This is a genomic window from Streptomyces sp. NPDC031210, assembly GCF_055570395.1.
Window position 1 is genome coordinate 51282 of sequence record NZ_JBVIHH010000022.1, and the last position, 25871, is coordinate 77152.

Annotated in this window: 23 protein-coding genes; 10 read left to right on the plus strand and 13 right to left on the minus strand. The window is 73.2% G+C overall.

The window, feature by feature from the left end; translation table 11 throughout:
- Positions 1–155 precede the first annotated feature (155 nt).
- Positions 156–539, plus strand: coding sequence for a F0F1 ATP synthase subunit epsilon (locus ACZ45Z_RS30395; protein ID WP_393896960.1), 384 nt, complete (start codon positions 156–158; stop codon positions 537–539).
- 148 nt (positions 540–687) lie between these two features.
- On the plus strand, positions 688–1137 hold the full coding sequence (locus ACZ45Z_RS30400; RefSeq protein ID WP_468369184.1) for a DUF2550 domain-containing protein: 450 nt from the start codon (positions 688–690) through the stop codon (positions 1135–1137).
- A gap of 12 nt (positions 1138–1149) precedes the next feature.
- On the opposite strand, the gene ACZ45Z_RS30405 is transcribed toward ACZ45Z_RS30400, so the two are convergent.
- Positions 1150–1842: a response regulator gene (locus ACZ45Z_RS30405; RefSeq protein ID WP_468369187.1), complete on the minus strand. Its 693-nt coding sequence runs from the start codon at positions 1840–1842 to the stop codon at positions 1150–1152.
- Positions 1839–3071, minus strand: a complete 1233-nt coding sequence (locus tag ACZ45Z_RS30410; RefSeq protein ID WP_468369190.1) for a sensor histidine kinase — start codon at positions 3069–3071, stop codon at positions 1839–1841. The genes ACZ45Z_RS30405 and ACZ45Z_RS30410 overlap by 4 nt, the downstream gene beginning before the upstream one ends.
- A gap of 176 nt (positions 3072–3247) precedes the next feature.
- Here ACZ45Z_RS30410 and ACZ45Z_RS30415 point away from each other — a divergent pair, with 176 nt between their 5' ends.
- Positions 3248–3835, plus strand: a complete 588-nt coding sequence (locus tag ACZ45Z_RS30415) for a hypothetical protein (RefSeq protein ID WP_468369192.1) — start codon at positions 3248–3250, stop codon at positions 3833–3835.
- 33 nt (positions 3836–3868) lie between these two features.
- Here the strand turns inward: ACZ45Z_RS30415 and ACZ45Z_RS30420 are convergent, their stop codons facing one another.
- Positions 3869–4441, minus strand: a complete 573-nt coding sequence (locus ACZ45Z_RS30420) for a cob(I)yrinic acid a,c-diamide adenosyltransferase (protein WP_468369195.1) — start codon at positions 4439–4441, stop codon at positions 3869–3871.
- A gap of 280 nt (positions 4442–4721) precedes the next feature.
- Here ACZ45Z_RS30420 and ACZ45Z_RS30425 point away from each other — a divergent pair, with 280 nt between their 5' ends.
- From ACZ45Z_RS30425 to ACZ45Z_RS30435, 3 genes are all read left to right on the plus strand, one after another.
- A complete protein-coding gene (locus ACZ45Z_RS30425; RefSeq protein WP_468369197.1) occupies positions 4722–5570 on the plus strand; it encodes a 3-hydroxyacyl-CoA dehydrogenase family protein in 849 nt (282 codons plus the stop codon).
- Positions 5571–5718: 148 nt separating this feature from the next.
- Positions 5719–6042 (plus strand): STAS domain-containing protein, encoded by a 324-nt coding sequence (locus ACZ45Z_RS30430; protein WP_468369200.1) that lies wholly within the window; start codon positions 5719–5721, stop codon positions 6040–6042.
- A 284-nt stretch (positions 6043–6326) separates the two neighbouring features.
- On the plus strand, positions 6327–8864 hold the full coding sequence (locus tag ACZ45Z_RS30435; protein WP_468369202.1) for an ATP-binding protein: 2538 nt from the start codon (positions 6327–6329) through the stop codon (positions 8862–8864).
- 200 nt (positions 8865–9064) lie between these two features.
- On the opposite strand, the gene nucS is transcribed toward ACZ45Z_RS30435, so the two are convergent.
- On the minus strand, positions 9065–9727 hold the full coding sequence (gene nucS / locus ACZ45Z_RS30440; protein ID WP_468369204.1) for an endonuclease NucS: 663 nt from the start codon (positions 9725–9727) through the stop codon (positions 9065–9067).
- A gap of 245 nt (positions 9728–9972) precedes the next feature.
- Here nucS and ACZ45Z_RS30445 point away from each other — a divergent pair, with 245 nt between their 5' ends.
- Positions 9973–10365, plus strand: coding sequence for an SCO5389 family protein (locus ACZ45Z_RS30445; RefSeq protein WP_468369206.1), 393 nt, complete (start codon positions 9973–9975; stop codon positions 10363–10365).
- A gap of 164 nt (positions 10366–10529) precedes the next feature.
- Here ACZ45Z_RS30445 and ACZ45Z_RS30450 read toward each other — a convergent pair whose 3' ends face one another.
- Complete coding sequence (locus tag ACZ45Z_RS30450) at positions 10530–11576, minus strand: LLM class flavin-dependent oxidoreductase (protein ID WP_468369208.1); 1047 nt, start codon at positions 11574–11576, stop codon at positions 10530–10532.
- Between the two features lie 189 nt (positions 11577–11765).
- Between ACZ45Z_RS30450 and ACZ45Z_RS30455 the strand changes: the two genes are divergently transcribed.
- Positions 11766–12086, plus strand: a complete 321-nt coding sequence (locus tag ACZ45Z_RS30455; protein WP_468369210.1) for an ATP/GTP-binding protein — start codon at positions 11766–11768, stop codon at positions 12084–12086.
- Positions 12087–12111: 25 nt separating this feature from the next.
- Here ACZ45Z_RS30455 and ACZ45Z_RS30460 read toward each other — a convergent pair whose 3' ends face one another.
- The 7 genes from ACZ45Z_RS30460 to mce form a co-directional block, all read right to left on the minus strand.
- Entirely contained in the window at positions 12112–13407 is a 1296-nt protein-coding gene (locus ACZ45Z_RS30460) for an ABC transporter permease (RefSeq protein ID WP_468369212.1), read from the minus strand.
- Entirely contained in the window at positions 13404–14684 is a 1281-nt protein-coding gene (locus tag ACZ45Z_RS30465) for an ABC transporter ATP-binding protein (protein ID WP_468369215.1), read from the minus strand. The genes ACZ45Z_RS30460 and ACZ45Z_RS30465 overlap by 4 nt, the downstream gene beginning before the upstream one ends.
- Before the next feature lie 123 nt (positions 14685–14807).
- Entirely contained in the window at positions 14808–15581 is a 774-nt protein-coding gene (locus tag ACZ45Z_RS30470; RefSeq protein WP_468369217.1) for an ABC transporter permease, read from the minus strand.
- A 2-nt stretch (positions 15582–15583) separates the two neighbouring features.
- Positions 15584–16612: an ABC transporter ATP-binding protein gene (locus ACZ45Z_RS30475; protein WP_468369220.1), complete on the minus strand. Its 1029-nt coding sequence runs from the start codon at positions 16610–16612 to the stop codon at positions 15584–15586.
- Between the two features lie 141 nt (positions 16613–16753).
- Entirely contained in the window at positions 16754–17692 is a 939-nt protein-coding gene (locus ACZ45Z_RS30480; protein ID WP_468369222.1) for a cellulose-binding protein, read from the minus strand.
- A 114-nt stretch (positions 17693–17806) separates the two neighbouring features.
- Positions 17807–22057, minus strand: coding sequence for a polarized growth protein Scy (gene scy, locus ACZ45Z_RS30485; RefSeq protein ID WP_468369223.1), 4251 nt, complete (start codon positions 22055–22057; stop codon positions 17807–17809).
- Between the two features lie 207 nt (positions 22058–22264).
- Positions 22265–22705: a methylmalonyl-CoA epimerase gene (mce, locus tag ACZ45Z_RS30490; RefSeq protein WP_468369226.1), complete on the minus strand. Its 441-nt coding sequence runs from the start codon at positions 22703–22705 to the stop codon at positions 22265–22267.
- 173 nt (positions 22706–22878) lie between these two features.
- Between mce and ACZ45Z_RS30495 the strand changes: the two genes are divergently transcribed.
- Together ACZ45Z_RS30495 and meaB are read left to right on the plus strand one after the other, a co-directional pair.
- On the plus strand, positions 22879–24054 hold the full coding sequence (locus ACZ45Z_RS30495) for an acetyl-CoA C-acetyltransferase (protein ID WP_468369269.1): 1176 nt from the start codon (positions 22879–22881) through the stop codon (positions 24052–24054).
- Between the two features lie 34 nt (positions 24055–24088).
- A complete protein-coding gene (gene meaB, locus ACZ45Z_RS30500; protein ID WP_468369229.1) occupies positions 24089–25045 on the plus strand; it encodes a methylmalonyl Co-A mutase-associated GTPase MeaB in 957 nt (318 codons plus the stop codon).
- Between the two features lie 70 nt (positions 25046–25115).
- On the opposite strand, the gene ACZ45Z_RS30505 is transcribed toward meaB, so the two are convergent.
- Positions 25116–25793: a PepSY domain-containing protein gene (locus tag ACZ45Z_RS30505; protein ID WP_468369232.1), complete on the minus strand. Its 678-nt coding sequence runs from the start codon at positions 25791–25793 to the stop codon at positions 25116–25118.
- Between the last annotated feature and the right edge of the window lie 78 nt (positions 25794–25871).

A 25871-nucleotide genomic window follows, 5' to 3' on the forward strand; every position in this document is an offset into this window, starting at 1 on the left:
GGGGGGAGGGGGGGGGGCCTCCCCCCCCCCCCCCCCCCCCCCCCCCCCCCCCCCCCCCCCCCCCCCCCCCCCCCCCCCCCCCCCCGGCCCGCACGACCACTAGTATTTGACCCAACATCTGCTTCAGCAGGCAGGTGGAGACCCGAGGAGCCATCGTGGCTGAGCTGCACGTCGAGTTGGTCGCCGCGGACCGTCAGGTCTGGTCCGGCGAAGCCAGCCTGGTCGTCGCGCGCACCCCGTCGGGCGACATCGGCGTCATGCCCGGACATCAGCCGCTGCTCGGCGTGCTGCAGTCGGGCCCGGTGACGATTCGTACGACCGGCGAGAGCGGGGACGGCACCGTCGTCGCCGCTGTGCACGGCGGCTTCATCTCCTTCGCCGACAACAAGCTGTCTCTGCTCGCGGAGATCGCCGAACTGTCGGACGAGATCGATGTCCAGCGCGCGGAGCGGGCCCTGGAGCGAGCGAAGTCGGAGGCCGACGCGGCCGCCGAGCGCCGCGCCGATGTCCGGCTGCGTGCGGTGACGGGCGTTCACTGAGCCCCGCCGCCGACGAGATCGATCCTCAGCCGCGGGCTGCCCGGAATCCTCCGGAGCGGCCCGCGGCTGAGGCAATGCAGGTGCGTTTCCCTCCCCCACGCCCGACCGGCGCGGGGGTACCCCCACCAAGGCGAGGAGGTCGGTCGAGATGGTCCTCGCTCTGCTTGTGAGCGGCGCGGTCGTGTTGCTGGCGCTGCTGGGACTGTTCGTCTTCGGACTGAGGCGGCGGCTCATCCAGCGCTCCGGCGGCACCTTCGACTGCAGCCTGCGCTGGAACGTACCCGAGGACGAGGCCGACCCGAGCGGCAAGGGCTGGATCTACGGTGTGGCGCGCTACAACGGCGACCGCATCGAGTGGTTCCGGGTGTTCTCCTACGCCCCCCGGCCCCGCCGCGTCCTGGAACGCTCCGCCATCGAGGTCGTCCAGCGCCGCACCCCTCAGGGTGAGGAGGAGCTGGCGCTGCTCTCCGACTCCCTCGTGCTCGTCTGCCGGCACCGCGGCACCCGCCTGGAACTGGCGATGAGCGAGGACGCCCTCACCGGCTTCCTCGCCTGGCTGGAGGCGGCACCCCCCGGCCAGAGGGTCAATGTGGCGTGAGGCCGGTCCGCCTCACGGCGCGTCCACGCCCAGCTCCTGCGCCAGTACCGCCGCCTGAACCCGGCTGCGCAGCTCCAGCTTGGCCAGCAGCCGGCTGACGTGCGTCTTCACGGTGGCCTCCGCCATCGTCAGCCGCAGCGCGATGTCCGCGTTCGACAGCCCCCGCCCCAGGCAGCCCAGCACCTCCCGCTCGCGCGGCGTCAGCGCGTCCAGCACGGCCGGATCGGGCGCCTGGCGGTCCCCCGGCGCCGGCCGCCCCGCCGTACGGGGGCCGGCGAACTCCGCGATCAGCCGGCGGGTCACCGCCGGAGCGATCAGCCCCTCACCGGCCGCCACCGTCCGCACCGCGGTCAGCAGCGCGGCCGCGTCGGTGTCCTTCAGCAGGAAGCCCGCGGCCCCCGCCCGCAGCGCCCCGAAGACGTATTCGTCCAGGTCGAACGTGGTCAGCACCAGCACGTCCGCCAACTGCTCGGCGACGACTCGGCGGGTGGCGGACACCCCGTCCAGCCGGGGCATCCGGATGTCCATGAGAACCAGGTCGGGGCGCAGCTCCCGGGCGAGGCGGACCGCCTCCTCGCCGTCCACCGCCTCCCCGACGACTTCGATGTCGGGGGCGGAGCGCAGGATGAGCACCAGCCCGGCGCGTACGGCGGACTGGTCCTCCGCGACGAGAACCCGGATCGGCCGCACCGCGGCGCCTGTCATCGTTGTCCTTCCTCCTCGGGCGCGGGCAGCGTGGCCCGCACCACCCAGACTCTCCCGGCCGGCCCGCTCTCCGGGCCGGCCTCGAACGCCCCGCCCAGCAGGGCGATCCGCTCCCGCATCCCCACCAGGCCGGCGCCGGAACCGGGCGCGCGCGGCCGGCGTCGGTCGGCGAACGGACTGCTGACGGTGACGGTGAGCGCCCCGTCCCGCTCATGGGCGATCCGCACCCGCACCTCGCCGGGCGCGGCATGCTTGAGGGCGTTGGTGAGTGCTTCCTGGACGATGCGGTACGCGGCGAGTTCCACCGGCACCGCCGGCTTCGCCCCGGACCCCGGTCCGTCCGCCCGGGCGTCGTCCAGGGCGAAGGCCAGACCGCTGCCGGCGCCGTTGGTGCGCGCCTGGGTGATCAGCGCGTCCAGCCCGTCCAGGGTGTGGGTGGCGGCCGGCATCTCACAGCCGCCGGGCGCCTTCGGGTCCCGCAACAGCCCGATCAGGCGGCGCATTTCGGCCAGTCCCTGCACGCTGTTCTCCCGGATCACCCCCAGCGCCTCACGGGTCGCCGCCGGATCGTCGATGGCCTGCGCGGCGGTCGAGTGGATCGCGATGGCGGAGAGGTGGTTGGCGACCACGTCGTGCAGCTCGCGCGCCATCCGCGCGCGCTCGCCGGCCACCGCCTGGGTACGGTCCATCTCCGCCAGCAGCGCGGTCTGCTCGGCCCGCAGCCGGGCGGCCTGCGCCGCGTCGCGGTGATCGCGCAGGAGCGCGCCGGTCCAGGCCGGCGCGATGGTGACCAGTCCGATGGCGATGCTGAACAGCAGCACCTGCGGGTGCCGCCACAGCGCGGTCAGCACCAGGGTCGCCAGGACCGTCACCAGGACGCTGTGCAGGGGGATACGGCGGGCGGCGGCCGGGGTGCCGTACAGCACCGCGGCGTAGACCACGTCCGTGAACATCAGCACGGTCGCGACCAGGGTGGCGGTGCAGAGGTCCAGCGCCAGCGCCGGCACCGCGATGACCAGCGCGGTCATCGGGGCCGTACGCCGCAGCAGCTCGGCCCCCGACATCGCGGCGAGCGCCACCAGGGTGAGCGGGGGCGGCAGGCCCAGGAGCGGGGGACCGCCGTGCAGCCGCAGCGCCCACAGCGCCAGCCCGCCGAGCAGCCCGCAGCCCGCGATGAGCACGTCGACGCGGTGCGGCCGGCCGGGGGCGGCGGCGGATCGTGCGGTCACCCGTCCATCAAACACGGCGCCGGGGGCCGCCGCCTCCACGTCCGGGTCCTCCCCGCCCGGCGCCCGCTACATCGAAAGTCGCAGTCGCGGATCGTCGCGCGCGACGACGTGGCGGGCGTCCGGCGCTGCGAGGCTTGGGGACGTAAGGGCCGGAAAGCTGCTGAGAGGAGACGGCCGTGGTCGCCGCACTGATCATCGTCTGCGAGGTCGCCTTCTGGGTCCTGCTGGTCGCCGGCCTGGCCCTGCGCTACCTGGCACGGATGCCGCGCACCGGCGCCGCGGTGCTCCTGACGGAGCCGCTGCTGGAGCTGGTGCTGCTGATCGTCACCGCCATCGACCTCAAGAACGGCGCGGCGGCGGACTGGAAACACGGATTGGCCGCCGTCTACATCGGCTACACCGTCGCCTACGGCCACTACACCGTCACGTGGGTCGACGAGCGGTTCGCGCACCGCTTCGCGGGCGGACCGCCGCCGGTCGTGCCGCCGCGCTACGGCCTCGCCCGCGCCCTGCACGAGGCGAAGCTGTGGCTGCGCACGGTGCTGATGGTGGCCGTCGCCGAGGCCCTCCTCCAGAGCGCGATCTGGTACGTCGGCGCGGGCGGCGACACCGCCTCGCTGCGCGCCTGGCAGGGCACGACGCTGCGCATCCTCGTCATCCACGGCCTCATCGCCCTGACGTACCTCATCTGGCAGAAGAAGGACCCGCGCGCCGGCGCGCCCGCGGCGGAACCGGCACGCGAGCAGGAGAAGACGCTCCGTTAGGGCTCGTCCTCGGGCCTACCCGTCCCCCCGCCGTCAGCGTTCGCCGCCCGGCACCCACAGCACGTCTCCGACCTCCTTGTTGGCGCTGCGCGCCAGGATGAACAGGAGGTCGGACAGGCGGTTGAGGTAGGTGGCGGTCAGCGGGTTCATCGTGTCGCCGTGCTCCTCGAACGCCGCCCAGGTCGAGCGCTCGGCGCGCCGTACGACCGTGCACGCCTGGTGCAGCAGCGCCGCGCCGGCCGTCCCGCCCGGGAGGATGAAGCTGCGCAGCTTCTCCAGCTCCGCGAGGAAGCGGTCGCAGTCCGCCTCCAGCTTGTCGATGTAGCTCTGCTCGACGCGCAGCGGCGGGAACTCGGGGTCGGCGACGACGGGTGTGGAGAGGTCGGCGCCGACGTCGAAGAGGTCGTTCTGCACCCGCAGCAGCACCGCCGCGACGTCCTCGGGCAGCGAACCGAGGGCCAGGGCCACGCCGATGGCCGCGTTCGCCTCGTTGGCGTCGGCGTAGGCCGCGATCCGCGAATCGGTCTTGGCCGTGCGGCTCATGTCGCCGAGGGCGGTGGTGCCCTTGTCGCCCGTGCGGGTGTAGATGCGCGTCAGATTCACCATACGGGCGAGCCTACGCCGCGACCGGCGAAGCGCACCTCCGGACGGTGCGCCGGCCCCTGGGGCCGGGGCCGCGCGCCAACTCCCCGGCCCGAGCGGCCGCTTCGCACGCGCGGCCGGTGCGGGGGCGCGCCGCGGCCGGCCGGGCGGGGCGCGCCGGCCCGGTCCGTGTGAGGTCCGTCATCTGAGACGTGACGCGCATCTCTTCGCCCCCAAAGGATCGCTCACGACCGCTAACGTCACCTTGAGAGCCGTCAAGTGCACAGGGTGTTAGGGGACAGCAGTGGCAAGGAAGCTCGCCGTCATCGGAGCCGGACTCATGGGGTCGGGTATCGCGCAGGTCTCGGCCCAGGCGGGTTGGGACGTCGTCCTTCGTGACGTGACGGACGAGGCGCTGGCCCGCGGCAAGGGCGGCATCGAGGCCTCGTACGAGAAGTTCGTCGCCAAGGGCAAGCTGGAGGCGGCCGCCGCCGAGCGGGCGCTGGGCCGGATCACCACCTCCACCGACCTGGACGCCGTCGCCGACGCCGACATCGTCGTCGAGGCCGTCTTCGAGAAGATCGAGGTCAAGCGCGAGATCTTCCAGGCGCTCGACAAGGTGGCCAAGGACGGCGCGGTGCTGGCCTCCAACACCTCCGCCATCCCGATCACCAAGATCGCCGCGGCCACCTCCCGCCCCGAGCGGGTCGTCGGCACGCACTTCTTCTCGCCGGTGCCGATGATGCAGCTCTGCGAGCTGGTGCGCGGCTACAAGACCAGCGACGAAACCCTCGCCACCGCCCGCGAGTTCGCCGAGTCCGTCGGCAAGACCTGCGTCGTCGTCAACCGCGACGTGGCCGGCTTCGTCACCACCCGCCTGATCACGGCACTGGTGGTCGAGGCCGCGAAGCTCTACGAATCGGGCGTGGCGACCGCCGAGGACATCGACACCGCCTGCAAGTTGGGCTTCGGCCACGCGATGGGACCGCTGGCCACCGCCGACCTGACGGGCGTCGACATCCTGCTGCACGCCACCGACAACATCTACACCGAGTCCCAGGACGAGAAGTTCGCGGCGCCGGAAATCATGCGGCGAATGGTCGATGCGGGCGATATCGGCCGCAAGAGTGGGCAGGGCTTCTACGAGCACTGATACCGCCGCACGGGCTTTCCGCCCGATGGACTCACTCTCCGGAGTGAATTCGGTATCGGTTCGCTTACAGGCGGCAACTTCGCCGCATGAGAGGCAGTCAGTTCTGTAGACGTCAACGCACGAATGCCGATCACTTCGGGGAGCGCATATGCACATCAGGGGCGACCACGTCGAGCTGGTCGTCGGGGGCCGCCTCGACGTCCGCAGCGCGGCGGACGCCCGTACGGCCCTGCACACCGCAGTCGACTCCGGTCGGGGCGACCTCGTGCTGGACCTGACCGAGCTGGATTCGTGGGACGCCACCGGCCTCGGCGTGATCATGGGTGCGCACCGCCGCGCGGGCCGGGTCAACCGCCGCCTCGTGCTGCGCGGCGTGCCGCCCCAGATGCAGCGCCTCCTGGTGGCCACCCGGCTGCACCGCATCCTCGCCATCGAGGGCGGCCTCGAAGCTGAATCGCTTCCTCGCGTGTGAGAGGCGGGCCGTGGGGTGGCCGGCCGGCCCGCAGACGATCAAGATCACACGGCAAACGACGTTAAAAGGCGCAATATCTTCCATGGTGGGCTCTTCCGGTCATGACCTGACCCCAACGATGCGCCACCGCGCTCCCCACGTCTAAGGTTCGATTCCCAGCCCTCCGCCGACACCGGCGGCGGGCACCGGACCAGACGCGACGGCTGAGGACGACCCGGCCGAAGCCGGGGGAGTGCGGACGGCCGGAAGAGCAGTCGGCACGCCACATTCTGGGGGCTTTGAGCATGGACCCGAACACCCGCCGGGGACCTGAGGAGTACGGTCGGCAGGGCGACACCGCCGAGCCGCCGGCCCCCGTGTTCGGCGGCCCGCAGAGCGGCTCCGGCGGCCTCGCCCGCGTCGCCCAGGTCGTCTCGGGCACCTACCTCGTCACCGTCAACCCCGTCGACGGCAGCGAAATAGCGCCCTGCCCGCCCGGGGAGCGCCCCGCCCCGCCCGGCAAACTCGGGCCCGCCGAACGCGCCGAGGCCGCCCGCGCCGCGGCGCCCCCGCTGCCCCCGGGACCGCCCGGATTCGCCGGGCACGAAATCCCCCTCGAAGAGCGCGCCGAGGACATCGAACGCCTGGTGCGGCTGCTCTCGCGCGGCCGGTCCGTCCGCGTCACCGGCGCCCCCGGCTCGGGCCGCACCCGCCTGCTCGACGCCGTCGCCACCGCCTGCGCGGACGTCGCCCCCGACGGCGTCGTCCGGCTCTCCGGCTACCACCGCACCCCCACCGACGTGCTGCACGCGCTGTTCGCCGCCGTCTACCGCGCCCCCCGGCACCGCCCCGACCGCCCGGAGCTGCTGCGACTGCTCGGCGGCATCGGCGCGATCGTCGTCCTCGACGACCTGGAATTCGGCGGCGCCGGCCTCGGCGAACTGCTCGACGCCACCCCCGAATGCGCCTTCCTCCTCTCCGCCACGCCCGGCGTCCCGGCCCCCGGCCCCGGCTCGCACCTCGAAGAGGTCTCCCTCGGCGGCCTGGGCCGCGCGTCCTGCGTACGGTTGCTGGAGCGCGCCGTGGACCGGCCGCTCACCGACGACGAGGAAGCCTGGGCGGCCGACCTCTGGTTCGAATCCGAGGGACTGCCGCTGCGCTTCGTCCAGGCCGCGGCCCTGCTGCGGCAGCGCGACCGCCTGCACGCCGCGCCGGGCGCCCTCGACGACGGCTACGGCCTGTTCCCCGACGCCCCCGAGGACAAGCCCGCGGCGCCCGGCGACCGACGCGGCGTGCAGGCGGCCCTGCTGCCCTCCCTCGGTGAGGCCACCTCGCCCGCCCCGCTGCTCGCCACCGGGCTCGGCGCCGCCGCACAGGAGACCCTCCGCTTCGCCGTCGCCCTCGGCGGCGAACTGCCCCACCAGGCCCACCTGCCGGCGCTCACCGAGGACACCCACGCCGACGCCGCCCTCGGCGACCTGCTGGGCTGCGGCCTGATCACCCCGGCCGGCACCCACTACCGCCTCGCCGCGACCGTCCAGGACCAGTTGGAGGCCGCCGGCTACGCCGAGGGCGCCGCCGGCCGGGCCCACACCGCGGCCCAGCACTACGCCTGGTGGGCCGGCCACCCCTCGGTCACGCCCGAGCGGGCCGCCGCCGAGTCCGACGCCGTACTCGCCGCCATGGGCGTCCTGACCGGCAGCCGGGAGACCGGACACGCCAGCGCGGCCGTGCTGCTCGCCCGTACGGCGGCCCCCGCGTTCGCCGCCGCCCTGCACTGGAGCGCCTGGGAACGCAGCCTGCGGCACGGCCAGGAAGCCGCCCGCCTGGCCGGCGAGGTCGCCGAGGAGGCGTACTTCCACCACGAACTGGGCGTCCTGGCCCTGTGCACCGGCAGCCTGGACCGGGCCCGCGCCGAGCTGGAGGCGTCCATCGGCCTGCGCGGCGTCCTGTCCGACCGCGACGGGGCGGTCGCCGGCCGGCGGGCCCTCGCCCTGGTCACCGACCGCTCGCGGGCCGCCACGGCCGTCACCCAGGCCGTCCCCGCCGCCAGGCCCGCAGCCAAGGCACTCACGGCGTCCCCCGGTTCCGCGGCGGCGGCCGACTCGCCGGACGCGGTCGCGACCGCCGCGCTGCCCGTCCCGCGCACCGAGGACACCACGCCCACCGTCCTCACCCCGGGCGCCAAGTCCCCCGCGAGCACCACCGGCACCAAGACCACCGCCGCGGCGCGCAAGCTCCTCGCCCTCGGCGGGACGCGCCGCAACCTGGTGGCCGCCGGGGCCGGCGCCGTGCTCGCGGCCGTCCTCGGCACCGTCGTCACGCTCGGCGCGGCCTCGGACGACGACGCCCCCGGCGGCAGGGTCACCACCGAACAGACCACCGACGACGGAAGCGACTCCGAGCTGCCCGCGGACGAGCCCGGCACGGCGGAGAGCCGGCCGCCCGCCGGCCACCGCACGCCCACGCACGGCACCACCGGCCGCCCGCAGCGCCCGGCACCGTCGGCCAGCGGCTCCGCCACCAGCGGCGTCCCCACCGACCCCAGCACGGACCCGGCGGACCCGACGACCGGACCGGCCGACCCCACCACCCGGCCGACCAGCCCCACCAGCCGGCCCACCCGCCCCACCCAGACCCCGACCCAGAAGCCGGAACCGACGCCGACGGAGTCGACCGACCCCACCGGCACGCCGACCGGCGACCCGACGGACAAGCCGACGACCGAGAGCCCCTCGCAGACCGCCGCGGGGCCCTCCAGCGGCAGCCCGGAGGCCGGCGCGTCCGCCACCGACGGCACGTCCCCGACCGCCGACGCGGGCTCCGGCAGCCCGACCGTCTGACACGTCACGGGCAGCGCAACGGCCCGGTAGATCACCGGCCGCCACGAAGGCGGGCCGGTCACCTACCGGGCCGTCGTATGTCTTCTCTGCGGCCCACCCGGCCGAGCGCCGGGCGGGAAGATCAAGGCAGTTGGTCACCGCAGTTGGTCACCACAGGTGGTCACCGCAGGCGGTTCACCACGGACAGCGGATCGGGCGGATCAGAACAGGCGGAGCTTGTCGTCCTCGATGCCGCGCAGCGCGTTGTAGTCCAGCACCACACAGCCGATACCGCGGTCGGTCGCCAGCACCCGTGCCTGCGGCTTGATCTCCTGAGCGGCGAAGACGCCCTTGACCGGGGCGAGATGCGGGTCGCGGTTGAGGAGTTCGAGATAGCGGGTGAGCTGCTCGACTCCGTCGATCTCGCCCCGCCGCTTGATCTCGACGGCGACGGTCTGGCCATCAGCGTCCCGGCACAAGATATCCACCGGTCCGATGGCGGTGGGGTATTCACGCCGAATCAGGGAATAGCCGTTACCGAGGGTTTCGATCCGGTCCGCGAGCAGCTCCTGAAGGTGCGCCTCGACGCCGTCCTTGATCAGGCCGGGGTCCACGCCGAGCTCGTGCGAGGAGTCGTGCAGGACCTCCTCCAGCGTGATGATGAGCTTCTCGCCGCCCTTGTTCTCCACCGTCCACACATCGCCGTCCCCCTCCTTGAGGGAACAGGGCGGGGACATCCAGTTGAGCGGTTTGTAAGCCCGGTCGTCCGCGTGAATGGAGACGGAGCCGTCCGCCTTCACAAGGATCAGACGAGGGGCCGAGGGCAGGTGGGCGGTGAGCCGGCCCGCGTAGTCCACGGAGCAGCGGGCGATGACGAGACGCATGGTGCGTCACGCTACTCGACCGGAGGCACCCGGCGCGATTCGTCTGTGGATCACTGTGCCTTTACGGAGGAAATCCCCGCACCCCCGGCGTTCGCCATTGGCCGGTTGTATGTGCAATCTCCTGGTGCGGGCCCCATGCGCGGCATACCGTTGAAGCAGGGGGTCGTGATACGAACACGCTGCGTCGCGAACCCCTGTCCCATCCCTGAGGCCCCGTCCCGGCGGGGCCGCGAGAGGAGAACCTCATGTCGCTCGACGTCTCACCGGCCCTCCTCGAACAGGCCGAGCGAGGCGAGGTCGACGAAGCCGCATTTGTCGACTGCGTCCGGACCTCCCTGCCTTACGCATGGGGGATGATCAGCTCCCTGGTGGCCCAGCTAAAGGTGGACGGCGGAGAGTTCGCCGACAACCAGACGCCGCCGCCGGACGAGCAGGCGCGCGGCCAGTTGCTGCGCGCGCTGGCGAGTGACGCGATACGCGGGTCGTTGGAGCGCCACTTCGGTGTGCGTCTCGCCTTCCAGAACTGCCACCGGGTCGCGGTGTTCCCGCTCGACCCGACGGTGGACGACCGCCTGGCCCGATTCACCTCCATACGGGGTCAGCTGCTGAACCAGTCGCCCGAACTCCGCGACTGCTGATCGGAGTTGCTGCCGCTGCGCACGCGATTCCCGGCCCGCACGCGGTGCCGGTGCGCCAGCGGCAGCACCACCACCCCTTCCACGGCACAGCGCCCCGCAGACAGCCTGGTGGCGTCCACGCGGCGTCACCTCGCCGGCGGGCCGTCCCGTCGCCCCGGACGGGATCACCCCAACTCCGGCAGCACCTCCGCGCCCAGCCGGCGGACGTTCTCCTCCGTGGCGGCGAGATCGCCGGAGCCCTCCACGAGCAGCGCGAACCTCGTGATGCCCGTACGCTCCGCCGACGCGGCCAGCCGGTCCGCGCACAGCCGCGGCGGCCCGACGGGGTGCAGCCGGCACAGCAACTCCGTATAGGCCAGCGGATCTCGCATCGTGCGATAGCGGCCGTCGACCGTGACATGCGCGCCCAGCCCCTGCCGCAGCCAGCCCGGCATCGCCTTCGTCAACGTCTCGGCCGCCTCACCGCGGCCGTCGGCGATCTGCACGACACCCGCCGACACATGCCCGGCCGCGGCCACTTCGTCGCCGTCCCGGCCGGCCTCCAGCGCCGCCGACCGCCACAGGGCGACCATCTCCGCCTTCTCCTCGTCACCGCAGTGCATGCCCAGCAGCATCGGCAGACCGCGCGCGGCGGCCAGGCGGACCGAGGCGGGCGAGGTGCAGGCCACCACGACCGGCGGGCCCGGGGCACGCGGCGCGCCGTCCGGCCCGCCCAGCGCTTCGGACGGCCGCGGGACGACCGCCACCTCCCGGAACGAGTAACGCTCACCGTCCGCGCCGACCCGGGGCTCGCGCAGCCAGCGCAGCAGCAGGTCGAGCGACTCGGGGAAGCCGCGGTCGTACGCCGCCAGGCCCGCCCCGAAGACCTCCAGGTCCACCCACGGACCGCCCCGGCCGACGCCGAGCGTGAACCGGCCGTCGGAGACGAGGTGCAGCAGCGCCGCCTGCTCACCCAGGGTCACCGGATGCTGGGTCGGCAGTACACTGACGGCCGTCCCCACGCCGATCCGGCGGGTGCGGCCCAGCAGCAGCGCGGCCAGCGTCACGGCATTCGGGCAGACGCCGTACGGCACGAAATGGTGCTCGGCCAGCCAGACGTCATCGAGCCCGGCCCGCTCCGCCACCTCCGCCGAGCGCACCGCGCGATGCAGTGCCTCCCCCTGTCCCTGGCCGGGGAATTGAGCGGCCAGGATGAAAGCGCCCACGCGCATCGCTCTCCGCCTCCTCGCAGCCGACGCGACTTCCCCCTTACAGGCAACAACGCCCGACACGTGCCAAGGGCACGGCCTGTCGCGAAATTTCCCGATGATCGCAGAAACCCGGCGGGCGGCGCCCGCCCCGGACCGGCCCGCGTACGCTGGTGGCAGCCCACGACCCCGCAGATTTCCCGAGGTGCCCCAGTGTCTCCGCGTCGAAACCGCCAGCGCGGCGGTGCGCAGCCCACCCCCCGCCCGGGGGCGCCTTCCGGAGGTGGTTGGGAGAGTACCGAGGAGTGGCGGGGTGAGGAGTGGGTCGTCCGGCGGGTCGGCGGCGGCGGAGCCGCCAAGAGCTACCGGTGCCCGGGCTGCGACCAGGAGATCCCCTCCGGCGTGCCGCACGTCGTCAGTTGGCCGCGGTACGGCGACATCGACGATCGCAGGCACTGGCACACCGCCTGCTGGAACGCGCGGGACCGCCGGAGCGCGCGGCTCCAGCGGTCCCGTAACGCGCCGCGCTACTGAACGCGCGCGGCCTGATCTGTGCGGCTCACACGTCCCGGCGGGCCTGGGCGGCGTAGGCGCCGCCGAGCGCGGCGGCGGTCACCGCGGTGAGGATCCACAGCGGCGTCCAGCCCTCCGGCCCGCCTCGGAGGAACGGGTTGTCGTAGATGGTCGCCAGGGAGTTGGGGACCGAGTAGTGGATCAGCGCCTTGCTGACCGGCTGCAGACTCTCCGAGCCGACCATGAAGACCGCCAGCAGCATCGGCAGCAGCACCAGACCGAGCATGGCGCTGATGGCGCCCGCCGAGTGCCGCAGGAGGGAGCCCACCGCCAGCGCCAGGAGCCCGAGCATCGACACGTAGAGCCCGGCGCCCACCGTGGCGCGCAGCCACTGGTCGGTCGTCGGGTCCGGGCCGTTGAGCATCCCGGAGGTGAACAGCGCGACGAGGGTGGTGGTGACGGTCGTGATGACGAAGGCGAGGGCGAAGTAGACCAGCGCCTTGGCCGTGAGCACCCGGGCCCGGCTGGGGCAGGCGGTCATCGTGGTGCGGATCATCCCCGTGCCGTACTCGGAGGAGATCACCAGGACGCCCAGCGGGATGACGCACAGGGTGCCCAACAGCACGCCGAGGAAGGCGAAGCCGAGCTTCGGATCGACCACGCGGTCCGGGCCGCCCAGCGCGAGCGCGGTCATCAGGCCGATGCCCAGGATGACCAGGACCATCGCGCCCAGCGTCCAGAGCGTCGAGCGCACCGAGCGGATCTTCGTCCACTCCGAGGCCAGCGCGTGGCCGAGGTGGGTACGGCGCACCGGGATCGGCGAGACGTAACCGGAGCCGCCGCCCTGCCAGTTGGGGGCGGGCTGCTGCTGGGGGTGCCCCTGCTGCGCCTGGTGCTGGTGCTGGTGCTGGGGGGCCTGCGAGGCGTACGCGGGCTGCTGCTGAGCGGGAGGGGCCGGCGCCTGTCCCTGCGCCTGGAGCATCATCGTGCCCTGCTCCTGGCCCGGGCCGTGCGCCGCGAGCGGCTGCGGCGCCTGGGCCGACCGCGGCGCGTCGGCCGGCGGCTGGGCCTGGGGGAGCGGCTGCGCCTGGAGCATCATCGTGCCCTGCTCCTTGGCGGGCGCGGGCTGCGCGGGCGCCTGCTGGGCCTGGAGCATCATCGTGCCGGCCTCCCGCTCCGGGGCGGGCGGCTGCCGGTCCGGCTGCCCCGACTGCGGCGGCGGGCCCTGCGGCTGGGGCGGGGCGGCGGGCGGCATCGGCGGCGCGGGCGGCACCTGCGCGGCGGCGTCGCCGGGTCCCCGCTCAGGCTGCGGCTGGGGCTGCGGCTGCTGAGGGCTGGTCATCGGGCTTCCTCGTGGTGCGGCGTGGGCTGGTCGGCGGGGGCGGCGGGCCGGTCGGCCGGCGGCATCGGCGCGGCGTGCTGCTGCTCGTACGGGTGGGGTGTGCCGTACGGAGCGGGCGACCCGTACGGGTGACCCTGCTCCGGGGCGGGCGGCGGATAACCCGGCCCGGGAGCGGCCCCGGGCGCCTGCCGGGCGTAGGGGTCCGGCTGGGCGTACGGGTTGGGCTGTCCCTGACCGGGACCGCCGGGGTGGCCGGGGCCGCCCTGGCCCGGCGCGTACCCCTGGGGCGGATAGCCCTGCGGTGCGCCGCCCTGGGGCGCGTACCCGGCGGGCATCTGCTGGAGACCGGCCCGCTGGTCGATGGTCGAGCGGTAGTCGACCACGCCCTGCGTCAACTGCATGTACGCCTCTTCCAGGGACGCCTGGTGCGGCGACAGCTCCCACAGCCGGACGTCGGCCTGGTGCGCGAGATCGCTGATGCGGGGCAGCGCCAGCCCGGTCACCCGCAGCGCGCCGTCCTTCTCGGGCGCGACCTGACCGCCCGCCTCGGCGAGCGCCGCGGTCAGCTTCTCGCGCTGCTCCGGCTCGGTGTCGGGCGTGCGGATCCGGGCGAAATCGGCCGAGTTGGCCGAGATGAAGTCCTTGACGGACATGTCCGCGAGGAGCTGTCCGCGGCCGATGACGATCAGATGCTCGGCGGTGAGCGCCATCTCGCTCATCAGGTGCGAGGAGACGAAGACCGTACGGCCCTCCGACGCCAGGCGCTTCATCAGGTTGCGCACCCACAGGATGCCCTCCGGGTCGAGACCGTTGACCGGCTCGTCGAAGAGCAGCACCTGCGGGTCGCCGAGCAGCGCCGCGGCGATGCCCAGCCGCTGGCCCATGCCGAGCGAGAAGCCCTTCGAACGCCGGCCCGCCACGTCCTGGAGGCCCACCACGCCGAGCACCTCATCGACCCGGCGGGCCGGGATCCCCGAGAGCTGGGCGAGCGAGAGCAGGTGCTGGCGCGCGCTGCGGCCGCCGTGCACCGCCTTGGCGTCGAGCAGCGCGCCCACCTGGCGGGGGGCGTTGGGAAGCTTGCGGAACGGGTGGCCGCCGACGGTGGCGTGGCCCGAGGTCGGTGTGTCCAGGCCCAGGATCATCCGCATCGTCGTCGACTTGCCGGAGCCGTTGGGCCCCAGGAAGCCGGTGACCGTGCCCGGCCGTACCTGGAACGACAGGTTGTGCACGGCCGTCTTGGCGCCGTAGCGCTTCGTCAGGCCGACTGCCTCGATCATTCTCCGCCCCTCGCGAGATCGCATCGGGGCCGAGGCGCCCTCGTACCCCCGTGAGGGTTAGGAGGCTATCGCTCCGTTGACGGTTCCCGTCAAACGGACAAGAGGCATGTGTCACCCCCGAGGTCAGGCGTCGCGCCTCTTCATCAGGAGGTACCCGCCGGCGAGCGCGACGACCGTCCAGCCGACCATGATGGCCAGACCGCCCCACGGCCCGTACGGCACCTCGTCGCCCAGCCGGGGAACGACCCGCATCACCTTCTGGCCCGCCTGGTCGGGCAGGTAGTGGCCGATCTTCCGGGTCGCGGAGACGTTGCCGAGGATGTTGGAGATCAGGAAGAAGAACGGCATCAGGATGCCCAGCGACAGCATCGGACTGCGCAGCATCGTCGCCACCGCCATCGAGAACAGCGCGATCAGCGTCATGTAGAGGCCGCCGCCGATGACCGCGCGCAGCACGCCCGGATCGCCGAGATGGGCGCGGTGCTCGCCCAGCACCGCTTGGCCGGCGAAGAACGTCACGAAACTCGTCACCAGGCCGACCAGGAAAACCAGCGCCGTCGCGACGAGCAGTTTGCAGAACAGGAAGGTGCCGCGCTGCGGCACGGCGGCGAGCGAGGTGCGGATCATGCCGGTGCTGTACTCGTTGGACACCACCAGCACCCCGAAGACGATCATCGCGAGCTGGCCCAGGCCCATCCCGGCGAAGCTGATGTTGGTGGCGTCGAAGGTGATCCGGTCCCTCAGCGACATCGAGTCGAAGTCGTTCTTGGCCAGGAGGCAGATCAGCATGCCCAGGCCGACGGTGACCACCACGGCGATGCCGAGCGTCCACACCGTCGACCGCACCGACCTGATCTTGGTCCACTCCGACCGCAGAACCCGCGTGAGCGCCGCCATCGTCAGCTCCCCTTCCGCTGCCAGTCCGCGCCCCAGCCACCCGTTCCCGACCCCACGGGCGGCGGCCCCGGCGGCGCGCCCGGCACCGGCCCGCCCGCGACCGGCCCGCCCGCCGCCGACGGCTCGCCGCCATGCGCGTGATACTCCACCGACGCCGCCGTGAGCTGCATGAACGCCTCCTCCAGCGAAGCATTCTGGGAGCTGAGCTCGTGCAGCACGAGCCGGTGCCGGGCCGCCAGCTCACCCAGCAGCTCCGCCCGCGCGCCGTCGATCTCCAGCGAGCCGTCGCCGGCCCGCACCGCCGTGAGGCCCTCGGCGTGCAGCACGTCCAGCAGCCGCTCCGGCTCCGGCGACCGCATCCGCACAAAGGACCGCGAGTTCTGCTGGATGAATTCCGCCATCGACGTGTCCGCCATCAGCCGGCCCTGCCCGATGACGACCAGATGGTCGGCGGTCAGCGCCATCTCGCTCATCAGATGCGAGGAGACGAAGACGGTACGGCCCTGGCTCGCGAGGTTCTTCATCACATTGCGGATCCAGTGGATGCCCTCCGGGTCCAGCCCGTTGACCGGTTCGTCGAACATCAGGATCTCCGGGTCGCCGAGCAGCGCCGCGGCGATCCCCAGCCGCTGCCCCATTCCCAGGGAGAAGCCCTTGGACCGCTTGTGGGCGACCGCGCTCAGCCCGACCGTGTCCAGCACCTCGCCGACCCGGGCGCGCGGAATGCCGTTGCTCTGCGCCAGGCACAGCAGATGGTTGAACGCGCTGCGGCCGCCGTGCATCGCCTTGGCGTCCAGCAGCGCGCCGACCCGGCTCAGCGGATCGCGCAACTGCCGGTAGTGCCGGCCGTCGATACGGACCGTGCCGGCGGTCGGATTGTCCAGGTCGAGCATCATCCGCATGGTGGTGGACTTGCCCGCACCATTGGGGCCGAGGAAGCCGGTGACGATACCGGGCCGCACCGTGAAGGTGAGGTGGTCGACGGCGACCTTGTCGCCGTAATGCTTGGTCAGCCCGTCGAGCTCGATCATGTAGAGCACGCTAGGCGCGGCCCCGGGCCCGTGCCACCGGGGCTCCGCCGCCCGGCGGAGCCCCCGCCACGACAACGCCCCCGCACCACCACAAGGGCGGTACGGGGGCGGAGGAAACCGCTGGGCGCGGCCCGCGGAGCGTCAGCGGGACTGCTGGGCGGGCACGCCGCGGGAGACGGACTCGTCGTCGCCCGGCGCGCCGGCGGCGGCCACGGCCGCACCCGTCAGCGTCGCCAGCATCTCGCGGACGTTCGTGAGCTGGGCGTTGATGGAGTCGCGGCGGTTGGTCAGCGCCGCCAGCTCGCGCTCCGATTCGCTGCGGATCCGGTCGGCCTTGGCGTTGGCGTCGGCCACGATGTCCTCGGCCTGGCGCTGCGCGGTCTCCACCGTCTGGCGGGCCCGGCGCTCGGCGTCCGTACGCAGCTTCTCCGCCTCCAGGCGGAGCTGCTCGGCGCGGTGCTCGATCTCCGCGAGACGCTTCTCGGCCTTGGCCTGACGCGAGGCAAGGTCACGCTCGGACTGCTCGCGGCGCTTGGCGAGGTTGGTCTCGAAGTCCGCGGCGGCCTGCGCGGCCTTGGCCCGGGTCTCCTCGAAGAGGGAGTCCGCCTCCTCGCGCTTGGACTGCGCGTCCTTCTGCGCCTCGGCACGCAGCGTGGACGCCTCGCCCTTGGCCTTCTCGACGATCCGGGCGCCCTCGTCCTCCGCCTTCGACTTCCGCTCGGCGGCGAACGCCTCGGCGTCGTTACGGACCTGCTGGGCGGCCGACTCGGCCAGCTCGCGGTGCTGCTCGGCGGCCCGGCGGGCCTCCTCGCGCAGGTCCTTGGCCTCCTCCTCGGCGAGACGGAGGATCTTCTCCACGCGCGCACCGAGGCCCGCGTAGGACGGTTCGGCGTCATTGACCTGGGCCTGGGCGTTCTGCGTTTCGAGGTGCAGCTCCTCGATCCGCTTTTCCAGCGAGGTGATACGGGCCAGCGCGCTGTCACGGTCGGCGACGAGCTTCGTAATGCGGTCGTCCACCTGACCGCGGTCGTACCCACGCCGCACGAGCTCGAAGCCGAATGGGGAGGATGTGTCGCTCATGGGGTTCCTGTCGAAAGAGACCGGTGAGGTGATAAGGGGAATCCTAGGGGCCACAACGGCGTGTCATCGAGTCAATGCCCGTTTGATCTGGAGAATGACCCCTCATTTGAGTGGCTACCCTTCAGACTGCTTGCCACTCGAACGAGTTGCGCCCGCTCCCGCGGCGGCTTTCACGCCGCCGCTCTTGCCTTCCGCGCCCCCCGTGGGCACCTCGAACGACTCCAAAGCCTCCAAAACGTCCTGAACGCGGGAGATTTCGGCGTTGATGTCCTCGCGCCGGCGCACCAGGACCTCCAGCTCGCGCTTGCCCTCGTCCACGATCCGGGTGGCCTCCGCCTCGGCCTCCGCGCGCATCCGCTCCGCGTCGCGTACCGCCGCGGCCTTCTTGTTCTCGGCCTCCTTGATCAGGCCCTCGGCCTTCTTCACGGCCGAGATCCGGACCTTGCTCGCCTCGCTGTTCGCGTCCGAGATCATCTTCTCGGCCTTCTCCTCGGCCTCCACCTGCTGGGCGGTGGCCTGCGCGATGAGCTTGTCGACGCGCTCGCCGGCGTTCTTCATCGTCTCCGCCGCCTCCCGCCGGGCCCGGTCGTGCAGCTCCTCGACCTCGGCCTCGATCCGCGCCCGCAGCTCTTCGGCGCGCTCCCTTATGGCCGTGGCGTCGCCCCGCGCCTCACCCAGCAGGTTGTTGGCGTCCGTACGCGCCTTCTCCACCCGGGCATTGCCGTCGGCCGTCGCCTCCGTGACGATCCGCTCGGCCTCCTTGCGGGCCGCCCCGACCATCGTGTCCGCCTGCTCCTCGGCGGACGCCGCGGCGCGCAGCGCCTCCTCCTGCGCCTTGGCCACGAGCTGGTCGGCCTGCTCGGCCGCGTCCCCACGACGCTTGGCGGCGTCCTTGCGGGCCTCGTCCAGCAACCGTTCGGCCTCCTGCTGCGCCTCCGTCCGAAGCCGCTCCGCCTCCGCCTCGGCGTCCTCCTTGACCTTGGCGGACTCGCTACGGGTGCGGGTGGCGTGCTCCTGGGCGGAGGTGACCGTCTCGGCGGCCTCGGCACGCATCCGGTCCGCGTCCGCGGTGGCCGCGGCGATCATCCGGTCCGCCTGCTCACGGGCGTCGGCCCGCGTACGGTCCGCCTCCCGCTCGGCGTCGGCGGCCTGCTCCGCTGCCTCCGCGCGCAGCCGCTCGGCCTCCGACGCGGCCTCCGACATCAGCTCGTCGGCCTGCTCCGCGGCGTCCGAACGCGTCTTGTTGGCGGCCTCGCGCGCCTGGTCGCCGGTGCGCTCCGCGTCCGTCCGCGCGCTCTCCAGCACCTCGGCCGCCTCGGACCGCAGCAGCTCCGCGGCCCGCGTCGCCTCCTCGACCCGCGCCTGCGCCTGCTGTTCGGCCTCCGCGCGCAGTCGTTCGGCGGCCTGCCGGGCCTCATGGACCGTGCGGTCCGCGTCCTCCTGCGCCGAGGACGTCAGCTCGGTGGCCTCGGTGACGATCCGTTCGGCCTCGGCACGGGCCTCGGCGACCAGCCGGTCCGCCTGCTCCGCCGCGTCCGACCGCATCCGGTTCGCGTCGTCCCGCGCCTCCGCCCGGGCCCGGGCCGCGTCCTGCTCGCCTGCCGCCAGCGCGTCGGAGGCGTCGGTACGGAGCTGCTGCGCCTTCGCCGACGCGTCCGTGACCAGCTTCTCCGCCTGCGCGGTCGCCTCCGACACCAGCCGGTCGGCCTGCTCCGCCGCGTCCGACCGCGCCGTGTTGGCGTCCCGGCGCGCCTCGTCCAGAACCCCGGCCGCCTCCGTGCGCAGCCGCTCGGCCTCCTCGATGGCCTCCGCCACCGCCCGCTCCGCCAGCGACTTCGCGGCCTCGGACGCCTCCTGCGACTCGCGCCGCGTCCGCGCCGCGTCCGCCGAGGCCCGCTCGCGCTCGTCGTAGGCGTCCGCGCGGACCCGGTCGGCCTCCTCCTGCGCCTCGGTCCTGGTGCGCTCCGCGGCGTGCTCGGCCGCCGACCGCAGCCCGGCGATCTCCTCCTCGGCCTGCTCGTGCAGCCCCGCGACGGCGTCCCGCACCTGCTGCGCGGTCTGCTCGGCCGCCGCGACCAACTCGCTCGCCCGCCGGTCGGCGTCGTCGACCAGCCGCTCCGCCTCGGCCTGCGCCTCGCTCACCCGCGTACGGGCCGACGCCAGCAGCTCCTCGCTCTGCTCCCGCGCCGCCGTGCGCTCCTGGTGGGCCTCCTCGCGGGCCTCGCCCAGCAACTGCTCGGCCTCCCGGCGCCGCCGGGCCGCCTCCTCCTGCGCCGCGGCCAGCGCCTGCGCCGCCTCGGAGTTCGTACGCTCCGCAGCGGCCGCCGCCTCCGCGCGCACCCGGTCCGCGGTCTCCTGCGCCTCGGCCTTGAGCCGCTCCGCCTCGGCCGCCGCCTCACCACGCAGCCGTACGGCCACCGACTCGCCCTCGGCGCGCGCCGACGACGCGTCCGCGGCGGCCTCCGTGCGCAGCCGCTCGGCCTCCTCCTCGGCCTGCTGCTGAAGCGTCCGCAGCCGCTCGGCGGACTCCGCCTTCAGGCGGGCCGCCTCCTCCTGCGTCTCGCGGCGCAGCCGCTCCGCCTCCGCGCGGGCCTCGCGCAGCGCGTCCTCCGCCGCGGTGACCTTGTCCGCCGCCTCGGTCCGCAACCGCGTCAGCTCGGCCTCGGCCTCGGCGCGCCGCTCCTCGGCCGCGCGCTCCGCCTCGGCGCGCAGCCGCGCCGCGGACTCCTCCGCCTCGGACGTCACCATCTCCGCGGCCTGGGCGCCCTCGGTGAGCAGCTCCTCGGCTTCCGTACGGGCCCGCTCCAGGGCCTCCTCGGCCTGCCGGCGCAGCGCCGTGGCGCGCTCGATGGCCTCCGTCCGGACCCGCTCGCTCTCCGCGACGGCACCCGAACGGGTCTCCTCGGCGTCGGCCTTGGCCTTCGCCAGCAGCTCCTCGGCGCTGCCGGCGGCCTCCTCGATCTGCTGGACCGCCTCCCGGCGCGCCTCACTGCGGATCCGCTCGCCCTCGGCGACCGCGTCCGCCCGCAACTGCTCCGCCTCGCCGCGCAGCCGCCGCGCCTCCTCCTGGAGTTCGACGGTCTTGGCGCGGTACTCCTTGGTGTCGTCCTTCGCCGCGCCCTTGAGCTGCGCCGCGGTGTCATGGGCCTGCTCGCGCAGCCGGTCCGCCTCGGACTCGGCGTCCCGGCGCAGCCGTTCGGCCTCCTCCGCGGCAGCCTTGGTGGTGGCCTTGGCGTCCTCCGACGCCTTGGTCAGCACCTCCTCCGCGGTCCGGGCCGCCTTCGCCAACTGGGCCGCGGAGTCCTCCGCCGCCTTCGCCCGCGCGGCCTCCCGCGCCTCGGCGACCAGCCGCTCGGACTCCTCCCGCGCGTCCGCCCGCAGTTGCTCGGCCTCGGCCTTGAGCGCCTCGGCCTCCTTGGTGGCCTCGCCGACCAGACGCGCGATCTCCGCCTTGGCCGTACGGGTGCGCTGCTCGTTCTCCGACTCGGTGGCCGACAGCCGCTTTGTGGCGCTTTGTTGCGCCTCCTCGACCAGCTTCTCCGCCTCGGCGCGCGCCTCGCGCAGCGCCGTGTCGGCCTCCTGGATCCGCGCCTCGGCGGTCCGCGTCAGCTCCGCCGCCAGCCGGCGCGCCTCCTCCGACTCCGTGCCCGCGCTGGTCCGTAGCTGCTCGGCCTGGTCGGTGGCCTCCTGGGCCTGGTTCGAGGCGGCGTTCAACAGCCGCTCGGCGTCCGTACGCGCCCGGCGCAGGATGCTTTCCGCTTCCGCGCGGGCCTCTTCGGCCTCGGTGTTCAGCCGCTCGCGGGCCCGCTCCGCCAGCCGCTGCGCCTCGGCCCGCGCCGAGGCGAGCGCCTGCTCGGCCTCCGCCCGGGACTCCTCCATCAGACGGCGGGCCTGGGACTCCGTACGGGCCCTGAGCTGCTCGGCCCAGGCGACGTTCTCGTTGACGTGCGATTCGACGGTCTGGCGGCGCTCGTTGAGCTCCTCGTCCAGGCGCTGCCGGCGGCTGACCGCCTCGGCGTGCAGCTCGGCCTCCAGCCGGGACTGCCGCTCGGCCTGCTCCTGGAGCAGCCGCTGGGTCTGCGCGCGGGCCTCGCGCAGCTCGCGCTCGGCGTCCGAACGCAGTTGGTCGGCCTGGATCTGCGCGTTGCGCAGGAGCTGTTCGGCCTGATGACTGATGTTGTCGTAGGCAGGGCGGGTCGCGAGGTTGCGGCGCGCCTCGTGGAGCTTGGCGCGCAGCACCTCGACCTGATAGCCGAGATCGTCGGCGTGCTGGACGGCCTTGTCCCGCTCGGTCTTCAGCCGCTCCATCTCGGCTTCGAACTGCGAGAGGTGGTCGTCAGCCTCGTAGCGGTCGTTGCCCCGCACTGCGCGGTCCCATCCGTCCCCTGGTCATGGTGGCGGCCTGCTCCGTCCTGCGTTGCGCTCGTCCCGTACACGTCATGTCGTACCGGATTCCCGCTCTGGAGCTGACCCTTCCGAAGAAATGGTGTCAGATCATCGGCAGAGTATGGACCGGGCCCCACTCCCTTACCCCGGCCGAGGGTGCACTCTACCGGCCGGGGAAGGGGAAGGTCAGTGCTCCGTCGCGGAGGAGGGCGCCGCGGTGACGAGTTCGGTCAGCACACCGTGGCAGTCCTTGGGGTGCAGGAAGGTGATCCGCGACCCCATCGAACCGGTCCTGGGCTCGTCGTAGAGCACCCGCACGCCCTTGCCGCGGATGTCCTCGGAGTCCGCGTCGACGTCCGCCGTGCCGAAGGCGATGTGGTGCACCCCCTCACCGTTCTTGGCCAGCCACTTGCCCACCGCGGAGTCCTCGCGGGTGGGCTCCAGCAACTGCAGGTACGAGGCGCCGCCGTCGGACGTCTCATTGATCTTGAGCATGGCTTCCCGGACGCCCTGCTCCTCGTTGACCTCGGAGTGGAACACCTCGAACCCGTACGTGGCACGGTAGAACTCGACGGTCTTGTCAAGGTCGAAACAGGCGATCCCGATGTGGTCGATTCGCGTCAGCATGGCTCCAGTGCACCGCCCACACAGCCGGTTACGCAACGTGCGCGCGATCACACCCGCTTGCCGGTGACCCGGCGCCTACCGCTCAGTACATTGACGGGAACCCTCGTTAACTTCCCTGCAAAGGAAGGCCGCACCGCATGTCTGCAACGAACGGCACGAACAGCAGCACCTCAGTGATCGTGGCAGGAGCGCGCACCCCCATGGGCCGGCTCCTGGGGTCCCTGCGGACCTTCTCCGGCGCCGACCTGGGCGGAGTGGCCATCAAGGCGGCACTGGACCGGGCCGGCATCGGCGGCGACCAGGTCCAGTACGTGATCATGGGCCAGGTGCTGCAGGCCGGCGCGGGCCAGATCCCCGCCCGCCAGGCCGCGGTCAAGGCCGGCATCCCCATGAACGTCCCCGCGCTGACCGTCAACAAGGTCTGTCTCTCCGGCCTCGACGCCATCGCCCTGGCCGACCAGCTCATCCGCGCCGGAGAGTTCGACGTCATCGTCGCCGGCGGCCAGGAGTCGATGACCAACGCCCCCCACCTGCTGCCCAAGTCCCGCGAGGGCTACAAGTACGGCGCGATCGAAATGCTCGACGCGATGGCGCACGACGGCCTGACCGACGCCTTCGAGAACGTCGCCATGGGCGAGTCGACCGAGAAGCACAACACCCGCCTCGGACTCGACCGGGCCGCCCAGGACGAGATCGCCGCGCTCTCCCACCAGCGCGCCGCCGCCGCCCAGAAGAACGGCCTGTTCGAGGCGGAGATCACCCCCGTGGAGATCCCGCAGCGCAAGGGCGAGCCGGTCGTCTTCAGCAAGGACGAGGGCATCCGCCCGGAGACCACCGCCGAGTCCCTCGGCAAGCTGCGCCCGGCCTTCGCCAAGGACGGCACCATCACCGCCGGCACCTCCTCGCAGATCTCCGACGGCGCCGCCGCCGTCGTCGTCATGAGCAAGGCGAAGGCCGAGGAACTGGGCCTGGAATGGATCGCCGAGATCGGCGCGCACGGCAACGTCGCCGGACCGGACAACTCCCTCCAGTCGCAGCCGTCCAACGCCATCAACCACGCCCTGGACAAGGACGGCCTGACCGTCGAGGATCTTGACCTGATCGAGATCAACGAGGCGTTCGCGGCCGTCGCCGTGCAGTCAATGAAGGACCTCGGGGTGTCCCCGGAAAAGGTGAATGTCAACGGCGGTGCGATCGCCCTCGGACACCCCATCGGCATGTCCGGCGCCCGGATCGTGCTCCACCTCGCGCTGGAGCTGAAGCGCCGGGGCGGCGGAGTGGGCGCCGCGGCGCTGTGCGGTGGCGGCGGTCAGGGCGACGCGCTGATCATCCGCGTCCCGGGTAAGTAAGCCCGTACGAGCCGACCGAAGGAGCCCAGCAGCGATGGTGGACGTCCCGCAGCTTGTGGAGCAGGCACGGCAGGGCCGGCCGAGGGCGGTGGCCCGGCTGATCTCCCTCGTGGAGGGCGCGTCACCACAGCTTCGCGAAGTGATGGCGGCGCTGGCACCGCTCACCGGCGGCGCCTACGTCGTCGGACTGACCGGCTCGCCGGGCGTCGGCAAGTCCACCACCACCTCGGCCCTGGTGACGGCCTACCGCAAGGCGGGCAAGCGGGTCGGCGTCCTCGCCGTCGACCCGTCCTCGCCGTTCTCCGGCGGCGCGCTGCTCGGCGACCGGATCCGCATGAGCGACCACGCCTCCGACCCCGGTGTCTACATCCGCTCGATGGCCACCCGCGGCCACCTGGGCGGCCTCGCCTGGGCGGCGCCGCAGGCCATCCGGGTGCTGGACGCCGCCGGATGCGACGTGGTGCTGGTCGAGACGGTCGGCGTCGGACAGTCCGAGGTCGAGATCGCCTCGCAGGCCGACACGAGCGTCGTCCTCCTGGCACCCGGCATGGGCGACGGCATCCAGGCGGCCAAGGCCGGCATCCTGGAGATCGGCGACGTCTACGTCGTCAACAAGGCCGACCGGGACGGCGCGGACGCCACCGCGCGGGAGCTCAACCACATGCTGGGCCTCGGCGAATCGCGGGCGCCCGGCGACTGGCGGCCGCCGATCGTCAAAACGGTCGCCGCGCGGGGCGAGGGCGTCGACGAGGTGGTCGAGGCGCTGGAGAAGCACCGGGCGTGGATGGAGGAACGCGGCGTACTGGCCCAGCGCCGGCGCGCCCGGGCGGCCCACGAGGTCGAGACGATCGCGGTCACGACGCTGCGGGAACGCATCGGCGACCTCAGCGGCGACCGCCGCCTGGACGCGCTGGCCGACCGGATCGTCAGCGGCGAGACGGATCCTTACCGGGCGGCGGACGAGCTGGTCGCGGGGTTGACGGGCGACTGACCAAGGCCCCGAAAGACGACGAGCGGAGGCCCCCCGAAGGGAACCCCCGCCACGCGGCCTACCGCTCGTGTCAGTCGTCCGCGCCGTCGTTGTCGTTGTCGTCGTCGTCCGCGCCCTCCGCCGGGGCCGCCGTCAGTTGGCCGGAGTGGGGGTCGACCAGGAGCTTGTGCTCCTTGCCGTCCTTCGTGACCGTCTCGACCTCCCAGACGGCCTTCGCCCGGTGGTCGTCGTCCAGGTCGACGGAGGTCACCGTGCCGTGGGAGGCCGCCGTCCGGGCGGCCGCGGCGGCGTCGGTCCGGGCGTTCTCGAGGGCGTCGCGAACGCGCGCCTGGTCGTCGCCGTCCTCGTGGTCGATGTGCTGGTTCAGCACCCGCCCGTTGCCGGCGTCGAGGGTGACGTCGTGCCACTTGCCGTCCTTGCCGAGCACGTCCGCCTCCCAGACCAGGCCGGGCCGGTCCGCGTCCAGGTCGAGGCCGGTGACCGTGCCGGGCACGGCCTTGAGGGCGGCGGCCGCGGCCTGGGCCGCGGTCACCTTGGCGGCCTTCGCCTCGCGGACGTCCTCCTGGCCGTCGTCGTCGTGGTCCCGCGGGTGGACGGCGGCGCCCTGCGGCGCGGACGCGTCGGAGCGCTGGGCGGCCGCGGACGGTGCCGTGGTCGGAGCGTCGCCGCCGGCCGCGACCGCGGTGACGGTGCCGCCCGCGACGAGGGCGGCCGCGGCGGCGGTGGCGATGATGATGTTGCGCTTCATGGTGTCTCTCCCCTGTGGTCGGCTGTGGTCAACACCGTGGCTCACGGAAGCTGAAGCGGAGCTGAAGGCGCCTGAAGG

Coding starts and splice junctions, on each gene's coding strand:
- ACZ45Z_RS30400 (WP_468369184.1), top strand. CDS start 688: ATGGTCCTCGCTCTGCTTGTGAGCGGCGCGGTCGTGTTGCTGGCGCTG.
- ACZ45Z_RS30405 (WP_468369187.1), bottom strand. CDS start 1,842: ATGACAGGCGCCGCGGTGCGGCCGATCCGGGTTCTCGTCGCGGAGGAC.
- ACZ45Z_RS30420 (WP_468369195.1), bottom strand. CDS start 4,441: ATGGTGAATCTGACGCGCATCTACACCCGCACGGGCGACAAGGGCACC.
- ACZ45Z_RS30430 (WP_468369200.1), top strand. CDS start 5,719: ATGCACATCAGGGGCGACCACGTCGAGCTGGTCGTCGGGGGCCGCCTC.
- ACZ45Z_RS30435 (WP_468369202.1), top strand. CDS start 6,327: ATGGACCCGAACACCCGCCGGGGACCTGAGGAGTACGGTCGGCAGGGC.
- nucS (WP_468369204.1), bottom strand. CDS start 9,727: ATGCGTCTCGTCATCGCCCGCTGCTCCGTGGACTACGCGGGCCGGCTC.
- ACZ45Z_RS30445 (WP_468369206.1), top strand. CDS start 9,973: ATGTCGCTCGACGTCTCACCGGCCCTCCTCGAACAGGCCGAGCGAGGC.
- ACZ45Z_RS30450 (WP_468369208.1), bottom strand. CDS start 11,576: ATGCGCGTGGGCGCTTTCATCCTGGCCGCTCAATTCCCCGGCCAGGGA.
- ACZ45Z_RS30460 (WP_468369212.1), bottom strand. CDS start 13,407: ATGACCAGCCCTCAGCAGCCGCAGCCCCAGCCGCAGCCTGAGCGGGGA.
- ACZ45Z_RS30465 (WP_468369215.1), bottom strand. CDS start 14,684: ATGATCGAGGCAGTCGGCCTGACGAAGCGCTACGGCGCCAAGACGGCC.
- ACZ45Z_RS30470 (WP_468369217.1), bottom strand. CDS start 15,581: ATGGCGGCGCTCACGCGGGTTCTGCGGTCGGAGTGGACCAAGATCAGG.
- ACZ45Z_RS30475 (WP_468369220.1), bottom strand. CDS start 16,612: ATGATCGAGCTCGACGGGCTGACCAAGCATTACGGCGACAAGGTCGCC.
- ACZ45Z_RS30480 (WP_468369222.1), bottom strand. CDS start 17,692: ATGAGCGACACATCCTCCCCATTCGGCTTCGAGCTCGTGCGGCGTGGG.
- mce (WP_468369226.1), bottom strand. CDS start 22,705: ATGCTGACGCGAATCGACCACATCGGGATCGCCTGTTTCGACCTTGAC.
- meaB (WP_468369229.1), top strand. CDS start 24,089: ATGGTGGACGTCCCGCAGCTTGTGGAGCAGGCACGGCAGGGCCGGCCG.
- ACZ45Z_RS30505 (WP_468369232.1), bottom strand. CDS start 25,793: ATGAAGCGCAACATCATCATCGCCACCGCCGCCGCGGCCGCCCTCGTC.